The 306-nt window shown below is 50.0% G+C and carries 2 tRNA genes; both read left to right on the plus strand.

What is annotated here, in order from left to right:
- The first annotated feature begins 111 nt into the window (after positions 1-111).
- Positions 112-198: transfer RNA gene (locus KNO58_RS15300), tRNA-Leu, on the plus strand.
- 31 nt (positions 199-229) lie between these two features.
- A tRNA-Arg gene (locus KNO58_RS15305) sits at positions 230-306 on the plus strand.

Raw genomic sequence — 306 nt, forward strand, 5'->3', positions numbered from 1 at the left:
CGGTGTAGCTCAGTTGGTAGAGCATCTGACTTGTAATCAGAGGGTCGAGGGTTCGAATCCTTTCGCCGGCACCATTTCTTTAAAATAGTCTACCGCATTAATTATACCTTTGCCGGGGTGGCGGAATTGGTAGACGCACAGGACTTAAAATCCTGCGAGGGTTTCCTCGTGCCGGTTCAAGTCCGGCCCTCGGTACCATTTTAATATCCCATGAAAGTTCATTCGTCTCGCACCCTTAGCTCAGCTGGATAGAGCGTTAGACTACGAATCTAAAGGCCGGGAGTTCGAATCTCTCAGGGTGCACCA

Origin of the sequence: Exiguobacterium sp. J17977 (genome assembly GCF_018616375.1) — a bacterium.
In the GTDB taxonomy this organism is placed as follows: Bacteria; Bacillota; Bacilli; order Exiguobacteriales; family Exiguobacteriaceae; genus Exiguobacterium; species Exiguobacterium mexicanum.